Origin of the sequence: Mycobacterium lehmannii (assembly GCF_002245535.1) — a bacterium.
In the GTDB taxonomy this organism is placed as follows: domain Bacteria; phylum Actinomycetota; class Actinomycetes; order Mycobacteriales; family Mycobacteriaceae; genus Mycobacterium; species Mycobacterium lehmannii.
Genome location: NZ_NKCN01000008.1, coordinates 25922 through 37408, shown reverse-complemented (window position 1 = coordinate 37408; position 11487 = coordinate 25922). Strand labels below are relative to the sequence as shown.

The window sequence follows — 11487 nt, the reverse complement described above, 5'->3', positions numbered from 1 at the left end:
GCCGATTTCTGCAGCAAGGCTGCTGCAGGCGACTTTTTGCGACCATGGCGCAGAAATCGCGAGGGTAAGAGCGGGTCAGTGGGCCCAGCGCTGTGCCTGCACCTCGGGCGGCAACGTCGTCTGCAGCGGCGCGTCGAGCCCGTCGTAGATTCCCGGCTTCTGTTCGACGAGCCAGGCAAGCGCGCCGAGCAGCCGATTGGCGGCCGTGGTGTTGCCGCCGTCGGCGCGGGTGCCGCCGGGTACGTCGGCGCGCGTGGTGATGGTCAATCGTGGATCCCCGTCGATGATCACGCGGTGGTCGCCGACGCCCTCATCGGGATACGGCCAGTCCGGCGCACACGACGAGTGGATGCGGGTGATGTGATCGATGACGATGCGTTCGCGTCCGCCCGACTTGCCGATCACCTTCAACCAGAACGCGCCCTGGGTGCCTTTCTCGAACCGGCCCATCACCGTATCGACGGGCTCCTCCAGCGGGCGTCGTTCGACCTCCTCGGCGATCTCGTCGATCTCCATCCCGAGGGTGCGGCCCACCAGCCGAATGTTGCCGCCCCACACCATCGTTGGGATCGACGGAAGCAACATCATCGGCGTCTCGTCCATCGACCCCCCGAAACCACACGACACCTTCACCGCGAACGGCTGGTTGTAGGTGGAGTAGTCGAAGATCTCCTGGCAGTGGATGCTGTTGATCCTGGTGCACAGGCCGGCGGCGATCACGGCGAGCGCGTCGTTGCCCCAGCCCGGGTCGACGCCGCTGACGAGCAGCGTGCAGTTGCCTTCTTCGGCGGCGCGGGTGAGCCGGTCGACCCATTCAGGTGGCGCCGAACGCGGGTCGTAGAGCGAGTACAGCGACGGCGTCACCACATGCCTGCCCGCCCGCAGGCAGCGTTCGATGTCTGAGACGGCGTCGTCGGGTCTAATGTCGCCGGAAGCCATGTAGGCCACGGCATCACAGTCGGTGAGCGCCGCGTCGACGTCGGTGGTGGCAGTGACGCCGGTCGACCCGTCGAGTGCGGCGAACGCGGCGGCGTCCTTGCCCGCTTTGTCCGGCGATGAGGTGATGACGCCGGCCAGTGTCAAGCCCGGAAAGGCCGCCGCTGAGCGGATGGCCGCCGCCCCCATGTTGCCCGTCCCCCAGACCGCGATGCGAAGCATCGCAACACCCTATCCGGGTCGGCGTGACCATTCTCACAATGGGCATCAACGCCTGGCCAGACACCTGTCAACTGCGGATTTCGGTTCCCCGACCAACCGGGCGGTTAGTTAGGTGCCGGAAATTGTTTCGAGGTGGTTTGAGTTGAAGTTACTGATGGGTATAGTTCGGGCAGTTACTGGTGGGTAACTTAAGCAAGAAGTACCCAACCAACAGTGGCCGTCTCACCGAGGAGGAATCGTGAGCCACTATAAGAGCAACGTTCGTGACCAGGTATTCAACCTGTTCGAGGTCTTCGGCGTTGACAAGGCGCTCGGCGAGGGTGACTACGCCGAACTGGACGTGGACACCGCCCGCGAGATGCTCGGCGAGATCGCCCGGTTGGCTGAGGGTCCGATCGCCGAGTCGTTCGCCGACGCGGACCGCAACCCGCCGACCTTCGACCCCAACACCCACTCGGTGACGCTGCCCGACTCGTTCAAGAAGTCGATGCGCGCGCTGCTCGAGGGTGGCTGGGACAAGGTCGGTCTCTCCGAGGAGCTCGGCGGCATGCCGATGCCCCGCGCGCTGCAGTGGGCGCTGATCGAGCACATTCTCGGCGCCAATCCCGCGGCCTACATGTACGCGATGGGCGCGGGTATGTGCGAGATCTTCTACAACAACGGCACCGACGAGCAGAAGAAGTGGGCCGTGCTGGCCGCCGAACGCGGCTGGGGCGCAACGATGGTGCTGACCGAGCCCGATGCGGGTTCCGACGTCGGCGCCGGCCGCACCAAGGCCGTGCAGCAGCCCGACGGCACCTGGCACATCGACGGGGTCAAGCGCTTCATCACTTCGGGCGACTCCGACGACCTGTTCGAGAACATCATGCACCTGGTGCTGGCCCGCCCCGAGGGCGCAGGCCCGGGCACCAAGGGCCTCTCGCTGTTCTTCGTCCCGAAGTTCCACTTCGACCCCGAGACCGGTGAGCCCGGCGAGCGCAACGGTGTCTTCGTCACCAACGTCGAGCACAAGATGGGCCTGAAGGTCTCGGCCACCTGTGAGCTGTCCCTGGGTCAGCACGGCACCCCGGCCGTGGGCTGGCTGGTCGGCGAGGTGCACGACGGCATCGCGCAGATGTTCGACGTCATCGAGCAGGCCCGAATGATGGTGGGCACCAAGGCCATCGCCACGCTGTCGACCGGCTACCTCAACGCGCTCGAGTACGCCAAGGAGCGTGTGCAGGGCGCCGACATGACGCAGATGACCGACAAGACGGCTCCGCGCGTGACCATCACGCACCACCCCGACGTGCGTCGTTCGCTGATGACCCAGAAGGCCTACGCCGAAGGTCTGCGCGCCCTGTACCTCTACACGGCGACCTACCAGGACGCCGCGGTGGCCAAGGCGGTGCACGAGATCGACGCCGAGCTGGCCGCGCGGGTCAACGACCTGATGCTGCCGATCGTCAAGGGGGTCGGCTCCGAGCAGGCCTACGCCAAGCTGACCGAGAGCCTGCAGACCCTCGGTGGATCGGGCTTCCTGCAGGACTACCCGATCGAGCAGTACATCCGTGACGCCAAGATCGACTCGCTCTACGAGGGCACCACGGCCATCCAGGCGCAGGACTTCTTCTTCCGCAAGATCGTCCGCGACAAGGGTGTGGCGCTGGCTCACGTGGCCGGCCAGATCGAGCAGTTCGTCAAGAACGAGTCGGGCAACGGCCGGCTCAAGGCCGAGCGCGCGCTGCTGGCGACCGCGCTGGAGGACGTTCAGGCGATGGCGGCCTCGCTCACCGGCTATCTGATGGCGGCGCAGGAGAACTCGGCCGAGCTGTACAAGGTCGGCCTGGGTTCGGTGCGTTTCCTGATGAGCGTCGGTGACCTGGTCATCGGCTGGCTCCTGCAGCAGCACGCCGCGGTGGCCGTCGACAAGCTCGACGCGGGTGTGGCCGGTGACGACCGCGCCTTCTACGAGGGCAAGGTCGCAGTGGCGTCGTTCTTCGCGAAGAACTTCCTGCCGATGCTCACCAGCACGCGTCAGATCATCGAGAACCTCGACAACGAGGTGATGGAACTCGACGAGGCGGCCTTCTAAGAGCCTTCAGTCGCTTCGCAGAAACAAAACGCCCCCGGTCTCTTCCCGGGGGCGTTTTGCATCGGAATCAAGTTCACATTAGGGCGGGTTCGGGAGGACACCAGGTGCGTCACATCAGTCTCGCGCGGTCGGCTTTCAACCCTTGCCGACTCTTCGGAAAAGTCACTCCCGAACCCGTCGTGCGACCGATCGTACGCCCGTGATCTCGATCACACCAGTGCAAATTTTTCCGGTCAGGTGTCCCTGGACCGCAACAGCGCCCGGGTGCGCGCACGCGCCTCAGGATCCGAGTCGAAGACGCTGGCGACGAACTCGTCGACACCGGCAGCGCCCAGTTCGTCGAGCCGCTGCGACACCGACTCCTCGTCGCCGATGATCGCGGCGTCGGCGGGTTCTGCGTAGCCCTCGCGATCGAGCATGGCGCGGTACGACGGCAACTGTCCGTAGATGGCGAACTCCTCGGCGGCTGTGGCCCGGGCGCCGTCGACGTCGTCGGTGACGCTGATCGGCAATGACGCCACCACCCGAACCGAGTCCTCGTCGCGGCCCGCCTCCACTGCGGCCGTGCGCAGGGTCGGGACGACGTGGTCGGCCAGCGTCCTGGGACCCGTCATCCACGTCATCGTCCCGGCGCTGCGACGACCGGCCAGGCGCAGCATCTGCGGGCCGAGTGCTGCGAGGTAGACGTCGGGCCGCGGAGCGCCGGGCACCTTCAACGAGCCTCGGGTCGTCCAGAACTGCCCGGAGGCGTCGGCGGGCTCACCGGCCAGCAGGGGCAGCAGCGCGTCGAGGTACTCGCGCATCTGCCGCACCGGTTTGTCGTACGAAATGCCCCACACCCCTTCGGTCACCATGCGATGGCTCAACCCGATGCCCAGGGTGAAGCGGCCGCCCGCGATGGCGTTCAGCGTCAGCGCGCGCTGCGCCAGTTGGGTGGGGTGCTGCACCTGGATCGGGATCACCCCTGAGGCCACCTCGATGGTCTCGATTTCGCGAAACGCGACGGCCAGGATCGTCAGCAGGTCGGGGTCGTAGGGCAGCTGCGCCATCCACACCCGGCGGAATCCCTCGTCGCGCAACGACGTCAGCTTCGTCAAGACGCCGTCGAGCGGCGAGCGGCCGTCGGCGTCGGTGATGAGTCCGGTGAGGGCGACACTGATCTGCACCCCACCATCGAAGCACGACCGGCGGCGAGCCTTCCCGCGTGCCGGAGGCGGTCTGAACATACTGGGCCATGACGACCGAGTTGGCGCGGCTACAACACCTCGGACCCAACTGGTTCGCCTCCGTGATGGGCACCGGCATCGTCGCCACCGCCGGCGCCACGCTGCCCGTGCACGTCCCCGGCCTGCACGTGTTCTCGCGCGTGGTGTGGGTCTTCGCGGCGCTTCTGCTCGTGGTGCTCGGCATCGCGGTCAGCGTGCAACGGATCCGGCACCCGGTGGCGGCGCGTCGACATGTCCGCAATCCGCAGATGACGCACTTCTACGGTGCTGCGCCGATGGCGTTGCTGACCGTGGGCTCGGGCGCCCTGCTGATCGGCAAGGATCTGATCGGCGAGCGGGCAGCCGTCGACCTGGCGTGGGTGCTGTGGACGGCTGGCACCGTCGGGGGGCTGTTCACCGCGGCGACCATCCCGTTTCTGATGTTCACGCAGCTCAACGTCGAGCCCGACGCCGCGTTCGGTGGCTGGTTGATGCCGGTGGTGCCGCCGATGGTGTCGGCCGCCTCCGGTGCGCTGCTGATCCCGCACATGGATCCGGGCACCGGGCGGGCGACGATGCTCTACGGGTGCTACGCGATGTTCGGTCTGTCGTTGTTCGCGGCGCTGATCATCATCACGATGATCTGGAGCAGGCTGGCGCTGTACGGCACCTCGGGCACGGCGCGGGTGCCGACGCTGTGGATCGTGCTCGGCCCGCTCGGACAGGGCATCACCGCGGCCGGGCTGCTCGGTGCGCACGCCGGGGCATCGGTCTCGACTGAGCTGGCCGATGCCATGGACGTGTTCGCAGTGCTGTTCGGCGTACCGGTGTGGGGTTTCGCGGTGTTGTGGATCGTGCTGGCCACCGAACTGACCGTGCGCACGATGCGCCGTGGGATGCCGTTCGCGTTGACGTGGTGGAGCCTGACGTTTCCGGTCGGGACCTTCGTCACCGGAACGACGCAACTGGCGAACCACACCGGGCTGCCCGCGTTCCACGTCGCCGCCGCCATCGCCTACACCGGTCTGCTGGGGACGTGGGCACTGGTCGCGGTCCGCACGATGGGCGGCAGTTTCGGCGGTGCGCTGTTCGCGCCGGCGGCGGCCGGGCCGGTCAAGGCGAAGAAGGATCCTCCGCCGGCTTGAGGCCCGAAAAGTTAAGAGCCCCGTACTGCCGTCGGGTCGGGGGGTCAGACGGCAGCACGGAGCTATCAGGTGTATCGGCGCGTTTCCGGGGGGCGTTACACGCTGCCGTCAGTATTTTTTGGCGGTCCTGCCGGGCTGGTCAGGCTTCCAGAATGGCCGCCACACCCTGCCCGCCGGCGGCGCAGATCGAAATCAGCCCGCGCACCGATTGACCGGTCTCTTTCTTCTTCTCGGCCAGCTGCTTGGCCAACTGCGACACGATCCGCCCGCCGGTCGCGGCGAACGGATGACCGGCCGCGATCGACGACCCGTTGACGTTCAGCTTCGAGCGGTCGATCGAGCCGAGAGCCGCGTCGAGCCCGAGGCGCTCCTTGCAGTACTCCTCGGACTCCCACGCCTGCAGGTGCGCGAGCACCACCGACGCGAACGCCTCGTGGATTTCGTAGAAGTCGAAGTCCTGCAGGGTCAGGCCGTTGCGGGCCAGCAGCCGCGGCACCGCATAGGTCGGCGCCATCAGCAATCCGTCCTTGCCGTTGACGTAGTCCACAGCGGCGGTCTCTGCGTCCACGAAGTAAGCGAGCGGTTCGATGCCGTGCGCCGAGGCCCACTCGTCGGTCGCCAGCAGCGCCACCGAGGCGCCGTCGGTCAGCGGCGTGGAGTTGCCCGCCGTCATCGTCGCGTCGCCGTTTCGGACACCGAATACCGGCTTGAGCTTGGCTAGCTTCTCGGCCGACGAGTCGGGGCGCAGGTTGTTGTCGCGGTACACGCCGAGGAACGGCGTGACCAGGTCGTCGAAGAAGCCGCGGTCGTAGGCGGCGGTCATGTTGCGGTGACTGGCGGCGGCCAACTCGTCCTGGTCGACGCGCTTGATGCCCATCTCCTTGGCGGTGACGGCGGCGTGCTCGCCCATCGACATGCCCGTACGGGGCTCGCTGTTGACCGGGATCTGGATGCCCACAGAGGCGGGTAGCTTGCCCACGAGCTTGAGCCGGTCGACGTTCGACTTCGCGCGGCGCAGACCGAGCAGCGTGCGGCGAAGGTCGTCGCCGAGCGCGATCGGCGCATCCGAAGCGGTGTCGACGCCGCCGGCCGCCGCGACCTCATAGCGACCCGCGGCGATGCCGTCGGCCGCGGAGATGGCCGCCTGCAGGCCCGTGCCGCACGCCTGCTGGATGTCGAACGCGGGCGTGTAGGACGAGAGGGCGCTGCCGAGCACGCATTCGCGGATCAGGTTGAAGTCGCGGCTGTGCTTGAGCACAGCACCGCCGATCACCGCGCCGAGCGTCTCTCCGTCGAGGTTGAAGCGCTCGATCAGGCCGCCCAGCGCGGCGGTGAACATGTCCTGGTTCGACGCATTGGCGTACGCGCCATCGGAGCGGGCGAAAGGAATTCTGTTGCCACCGAGGATGGCGACGCGTCGGCGGGTATCACTAGGCATGCACCCATAGTACCCACCCTTCTTACTCTGGAGTAAGTTCGTCCTCATGGCATCGGATCTGTACTCGCAAATCGTCCACTCGACGCCCGGATCGTTCCTCGCCAAGCAACTGGGCATCCCCCAGCCCGAGACGCTGCGCCGCTACAAGCCGGGTGATCCGCCGCTGGCGGGCACGCTACTGATCGGCGGCTCAGGCTCGATTGCCGGCTCAGCCGGCGGCGGCCGACTCGTCGAACCGCTCCGCACCGCGCTGGCCGACGACTACGACGTCGTCTCCGACAACCTGGGCGGTCGCTGGGCCGACTCGTTCGGCGGGCTGGTGTACGACGCGACCGGCATCACCGAGCCGACCGGCCTCAAGGGGCTCTACGAGTTCTTCACCCCGCTGCTGCGCAACCTCGGGCCCTCCGGTCGCGTCGTCGTCGTCGGCACCACACCTGAGCTAGCAGGCAGCGAGCATGAGCGCATCGCGCAGCGCGCGCTCGAGGGCTTCACCCGCTCGCTGGGCAAGGAGATGCGCCGCGGCGCGACGGTGAACCTCGTCTACGTCTCCCCCGACGCCAAGCCCGCCGCGACGGGTCTCGAGTCGACGATGCGGTTCCTGCTGTCGGGCAAGTCCGCCTACGTCGACGGACAGGTGTTCCGGATCGGCCCCGACGACGCGGCGCCGCCCGCGGACTGGGACCGTCCGCTGGACGGCAAGGTCGCGATCGTGACCGGCGCGGCCCGCGGTATCGGCGCGACGATCGCCGAGGTCTTCTCGCGCGACGGGGCCAAGGTGATCTGCATCGACGTCGAGGGGGCACAGGAAGCGCTCGGCGTGACGGCGACGAAGGTCGGGGGGACCGCGCTGGCCCTGGACGTGACCGCCGAGGACGCGGTCGACCGCATCACCGAGCATGTGCGCGAGCACTACGACGGTCGCGTCGACATCCTGGTCAACAACGCGGGCATCACCCGCGACAAACTGCTGGCCAACATGGACGAAGGGCGATGGGATTCCGTCGTCGCGGTGAATCTCGTTGCGCCGCTTGCCCTTGCCGAGGGACTGGTGAACAACGGCGTGCTGGGCCAGGGCGGCCGGATCGTCGGCCTGTCGTCGATGGCCGGCATCGCGGGCAACCGCGGCCAGACCAACTACGCCGCGACCAAAGCCGGCATGATCGGGCTGACCGACAGCCTGTCGGAGGCGTACGCCGACAAGGGCGTCACGGTCAACGCGGTAGCGCCTGGCTTCATCGAGACCAAGATGACCGAGGCGATTCCACTGGCCACCCGCGAGGTGGGCCGGCGGCTCAATTCGCTGTACCAGGGCGGCCAACCTGTCGATGTCGCCGAGACCATCGCCTACTTCGCCAGCCCCGCATCCAACGCCGTCACCGGCAACACGGTGCGGGTGTGCGGCCAGGCCTGGCTGGGGGCGTGACATGAGCCAACCGTCGGGCCTGATGAACCTGGCGCGCGCGGCGGCGGGCGCCCTGCCGTTCGTGCCGCGCGGCGAGACGCTGCCCGATCGCACGCTGACCGTCGAAGACTTGAGTATCGACCCCGAGAACGTGGCGGCCTACGCGTCGGTGACCGGATTGCAGTTCGGCGACACGGTGCCGCTGACGTATCCGTTCGCGCTGACGTTCCCGACGTTGATGTCGTTGGTGACCGGGTTCGACTTCCCTTTCGCGGCAATGGGTTCGGTGCACATCGAGAACCACATCACCCAATACCGTCCGATCGCGGTCACCGACTCCGTCTCGGTGAAGGTGCACGCGGAGAACCTGCGTGAGCATCGGCGTGGTCTGCTGGTCGACATCGTGACCGATGTCAACGTCGGCAACGAGCGGGCCTGGCACCAGGTGACGACGTTCCTGCACCAGCAGCGGACGAGTCTGTCCGACGAGCCGAAGCCGCCGCCGCAGAAGCCGCCGAAACTCGGCCCGCCGAATGCGATGCTGCGCATCACTCCGGGGCAGATCCGGCACTACGCCTCGGTGGGCGGTGACCACAACCCGATCCACACCAACTCGGTCGCGGCCAAGCTGTTCGGTTTCCCGACGGTCATCGCGCACGGGATGTTCAGCGCGGCAGCAGTTCTGGCGAACATCGAGGGTCAGCTGCCGGACGCGGTCAAGTATTCGGTGAAGTTCGCCAAGCCGGTGGTGCTGCCCGCGAACGCCGGACTCTACGTCGACCGGGTGTCCGATGGGTGGGATCTCACGTTGCGCGACATGAAGAAACGCGAGCCGCACTTGTTCGGAACGGTGCGCTCGCTGCAGTCGGAGTGACTCTGCGCTGAGAGCGCCGGCTACTCCGACAATTGCGCCGCAGCCGCAGAGTGAACGGATGAGTCCGAATGTTCGGACGGGGTGCCCTTCAGTCCGCGCCAGAACAGGTTGATCATCAACTCGGCGGCCTCGTCCACGCCGGCGTCGCCGGTGCTGACCCGCGACGCCACTGCCTCACCGGCGCCGACCAGGGCGACGGCCATCATGTCGAAGTCGGTGTCGGGCTCGGGATTTCGGGTGCCCGAGCGCAGCAGTCTGCCAACCAAGTCGATGATGCGCTCGCGGCCTTCGCGCACGGTGTGGGCGAACGCCTGCGAACTGGTCGCCTGGCTGTAGAGCACCATCCACGACGCCCGGTTCGCGTCGATGTAGTTCAGGAACGCCAGGACCGCGTTGCGCAACAGGTCTTTCGGGCTCTGCTTGAAATCGATCTGGCTGCGCACCTCGTCGACGAACCGCGCCAGCTCACGATCCAGGCACGCCGCGAACAACTCCTCCTTGGAGCCGTAGTACAGGTACAGCATCGGTTTGGAGATCTGAGCCTCGGCGGCGATCGCGTCCATCGACGTCTCGTGGTAGCCGTTCACCGAGAAGATCTGCACGGCGGCATCCAGCATCTGCTGCTCGCGCACCGCGCGCGGCAACCGCTTGGTACCTCCGGCCATTCCACCAGGGTAAGCAATGCGCGCCAACAGGGCGTCAGCAGCGGGCGGTGGGCGGGAATCAGCAGCGCGGGTTGGGCCCCTTCATTCCCGCCAGCCGCAGCACCGAGGCATCGACGCTGGACATCGACAGCTCACCGGCATCCAACGCCTTCTCCAGCCGGTCGAGCACGGCGGGCACCTCACCGGTACTCAGCCATAGCGCGACGTCGGCGCCCGCTTGGAGGCTCCGCAGCGCCGCCTCGGCCACCCCGAACCGGTCGGTGATGGCCCGCATACCGGACAGATCATCGGTGAACACCGGGCCGTTGAACGGCTGGCCGCCGTAGTTGCCCGACCGCAGCAGCGCGTAGGCCGCCGGGCTCAGGCTGGCTGGATCGCTGCCGGTCAGCCCGGGCACCTGTAGGTGACCGACCATCACTCCGACGGGCGCCTGGCTGGTCAGCGTCCGGTACGGCACCAGATCGGTGGTTTGCAGGTCGCCGATCGGTGGCGTTGTGACCCCGCCCGTGTGCGAGTCGCCCGAGGCGCGCCCATGGCCGGGGAAGTGTTTGAGCACCGGCATCACACCGCCGTCGCGCAGACCGCGGGCATACGCGCCGGCGAAGTCGGTGACGACGGCCGGATCGGAGCCGAACGACCGGTCGCCGATAGAACCGCCGCCATCGACGTCGACGACCGGCGCGAAGTCGACGGTGATACCAAGCCCGCGCATGGCCTGGCCCCGCTTCAGAGCAATGTTGTACACCTCGTCGGGCGTGCTGCTGGCCGCCAGCGAGGCGGGCGACGGTTGGCTGCCGATCAGCCCGGCCAGCCGCGACACCTGGCCGCCCTCCTCGTCGACGCTGACCGCGAGCGGTAGCGGGGTCGCCGATCCAGCGATGGCTGCCAGCGAGCCGTCGGACAGCATCGACAGGTCGGTCCAACTGCCGACGAAGATGCCGCCGACGTGGTGGTTGTCGACGACCGCGCGTGCGTCACCCGCATTGGAGACGCCCACCATCAGCAGTTGGGCGAGCTTGTCGCGCGTCGACATCGACGACAGCAGCGATTCACCGGCTCCGCACGCGGGCGGCGCCGGCGCGGCCGGGGCCGCGGGCAGGGCGGTCGCCGCCTTGGTGATGGGCGCGGACGTCGGTGACGGCGCGGCTTCCTGCGCGGCAGGCGAGCACGCCATCAGCAATACGGGAGCGGCGGCAAGGGCACACAATGCGCGGGGCAAGGCCATGGGCCTCGACACTAACGGCTGTGGTGGCTCAGTTCTATCTCGTGGTCGGCGTGTGCGGCCAGAACATGGGTTCAGCTGGGCACATGGCCCGCATGCTAGTTTTGCCGCATGGATCGGTTCCTCGTGCCCGCGGCCGCCAGCATCGTGGTCGGTCTGCTGTTGGGTGCGGCGGCTGTTTTCGGTGTGACGCTGATGGTGCAGCAGGACAACAAGCCTCCTCTGCAAGCGGGCGATCCGGCGTCTTCGGTGCTCAACAGGGTCGAGTACGGCGACCGCAGCTGAATCCCGGGCCGCCACT

Annotated in this window: 10 protein-coding genes; 5 read left to right on the top strand and 5 right to left on the bottom strand. The window is 67.5% G+C overall.

Features of this window, described 5'->3' with window-relative positions:
- Positions 1–75: 75 nt before the first annotated feature.
- Complete coding sequence (locus CEX87_RS11150; RefSeq protein ID WP_064418006.1) at positions 76–1158, bottom strand: NAD(P)H-dependent amine dehydrogenase family protein; 1083 nt, start codon at positions 1156–1158, stop codon at positions 76–78.
- A 238-nt stretch (positions 1159–1396) separates the two neighbouring features.
- Between CEX87_RS11150 and CEX87_RS11145 the strand changes: the two genes are divergently transcribed.
- Entirely contained in the window at positions 1397–3232 is a 1836-nt protein-coding gene (locus tag CEX87_RS11145) for an acyl-CoA dehydrogenase (protein WP_094287129.1), read from the top strand.
- Between the two features lie 233 nt (positions 3233–3465).
- On the opposite strand, the gene CEX87_RS11140 is transcribed toward CEX87_RS11145, so the two are convergent.
- Positions 3466–4398 (bottom strand): TIGR03564 family F420-dependent LLM class oxidoreductase, encoded by a 933-nt coding sequence (locus tag CEX87_RS11140; protein WP_233151345.1) that lies wholly within the window; start codon positions 4396–4398, stop codon positions 3466–3468.
- 68 nt (positions 4399–4466) lie between these two features.
- Here CEX87_RS11140 and CEX87_RS11135 point away from each other — a divergent pair, with 68 nt between their 5' ends.
- Complete coding sequence (locus CEX87_RS11135; RefSeq protein WP_064399969.1) at positions 4467–5582, top strand: TDT family transporter; 1116 nt, start codon at positions 4467–4469, stop codon at positions 5580–5582.
- A gap of 139 nt (positions 5583–5721) precedes the next feature.
- Here the strand turns inward: CEX87_RS11135 and CEX87_RS11130 are convergent, their stop codons facing one another.
- Entirely contained in the window at positions 5722–7020 is a 1299-nt protein-coding gene (locus CEX87_RS11130; RefSeq protein WP_064399970.1) for an acetyl-CoA C-acetyltransferase, read from the bottom strand.
- A 46-nt stretch (positions 7021–7066) separates the two neighbouring features.
- Here CEX87_RS11130 and CEX87_RS11125 point away from each other — a divergent pair, with 46 nt between their 5' ends.
- Together CEX87_RS11125 and CEX87_RS11120 are read left to right on the top strand one after the other, a co-directional pair.
- Positions 7067–8446 (top strand): 3-oxoacyl-ACP reductase, encoded by a 1380-nt coding sequence (locus tag CEX87_RS11125; RefSeq protein ID WP_094287125.1) that lies wholly within the window; start codon positions 7067–7069, stop codon positions 8444–8446.
- 1 nt (position 8447) lies between these two features.
- Positions 8448–9299 carry a MaoC/PaaZ C-terminal domain-containing protein gene (locus CEX87_RS11120; RefSeq protein WP_094287123.1) on the top strand — a complete coding sequence of 284 codons (852 nt, stop codon included), beginning with the start codon at positions 8448–8450 and terminating at the stop codon, positions 9297–9299.
- A 20-nt stretch (positions 9300–9319) separates the two neighbouring features.
- Here CEX87_RS11120 and CEX87_RS11115 read toward each other — a convergent pair whose 3' ends face one another.
- Positions 9320–9964, bottom strand: coding sequence for a TetR/AcrR family transcriptional regulator (locus CEX87_RS11115; RefSeq protein ID WP_064399973.1), 645 nt, complete (start codon positions 9962–9964; stop codon positions 9320–9322).
- A 58-nt stretch (positions 9965–10022) separates the two neighbouring features.
- Positions 10023–11189, bottom strand: coding sequence for a glycoside hydrolase family 3 N-terminal domain-containing protein (locus tag CEX87_RS11110; RefSeq protein ID WP_198957204.1), 1167 nt, complete (start codon positions 11187–11189; stop codon positions 10023–10025).
- A 108-nt stretch (positions 11190–11297) separates the two neighbouring features.
- Here CEX87_RS11110 and CEX87_RS11105 point away from each other — a divergent pair, with 108 nt between their 5' ends.
- Entirely contained in the window at positions 11298–11471 is a 174-nt protein-coding gene (locus tag CEX87_RS11105) for a DUF2613 domain-containing protein (protein ID WP_066810839.1), read from the top strand.
- The last annotated feature ends 16 nt before the right edge of the window (positions 11472–11487 follow it).

What these genes read in the sequence shown, in the direction of transcription:
- CEX87_RS11150 (WP_064418006.1), bottom strand. Translation starts at nt 1,158, where the DNA reads ATGCTTCGCATCGCGGTCTGGGGGACGGGCAACATGGGGGCGGCGGCC.
- CEX87_RS11135 (WP_064399969.1), top strand. Translation starts at nt 4,467, where the DNA reads ATGACGACCGAGTTGGCGCGGCTACAACACCTCGGACCCAACTGGTTC.
- CEX87_RS11130 (WP_064399970.1), bottom strand. Translation starts at nt 7,020, where the DNA reads ATGCCTAGTGATACCCGCCGACGCGTCGCCATCCTCGGTGGCAACAGA.
- CEX87_RS11125 (WP_094287125.1), top strand. Translation starts at nt 7,067, where the DNA reads ATGGCATCGGATCTGTACTCGCAAATCGTCCACTCGACGCCCGGATCG.
- CEX87_RS11120 (WP_094287123.1), top strand. Translation starts at nt 8,448, where the DNA reads ATGAGCCAACCGTCGGGCCTGATGAACCTGGCGCGCGCGGCGGCGGGC.
- CEX87_RS11115 (WP_064399973.1), bottom strand. Translation starts at nt 9,964, where the DNA reads ATGGCCGGAGGTACCAAGCGGTTGCCGCGCGCGGTGCGCGAGCAGCAG.
- CEX87_RS11110 (WP_198957204.1), bottom strand. Translation starts at nt 11,189, where the DNA reads ATGGCCTTGCCCCGCGCATTGTGTGCCCTTGCCGCCGCTCCCGTATTG.
- CEX87_RS11105 (WP_066810839.1), top strand. Translation starts at nt 11,298, where the DNA reads ATGGATCGGTTCCTCGTGCCCGCGGCCGCCAGCATCGTGGTCGGTCTG.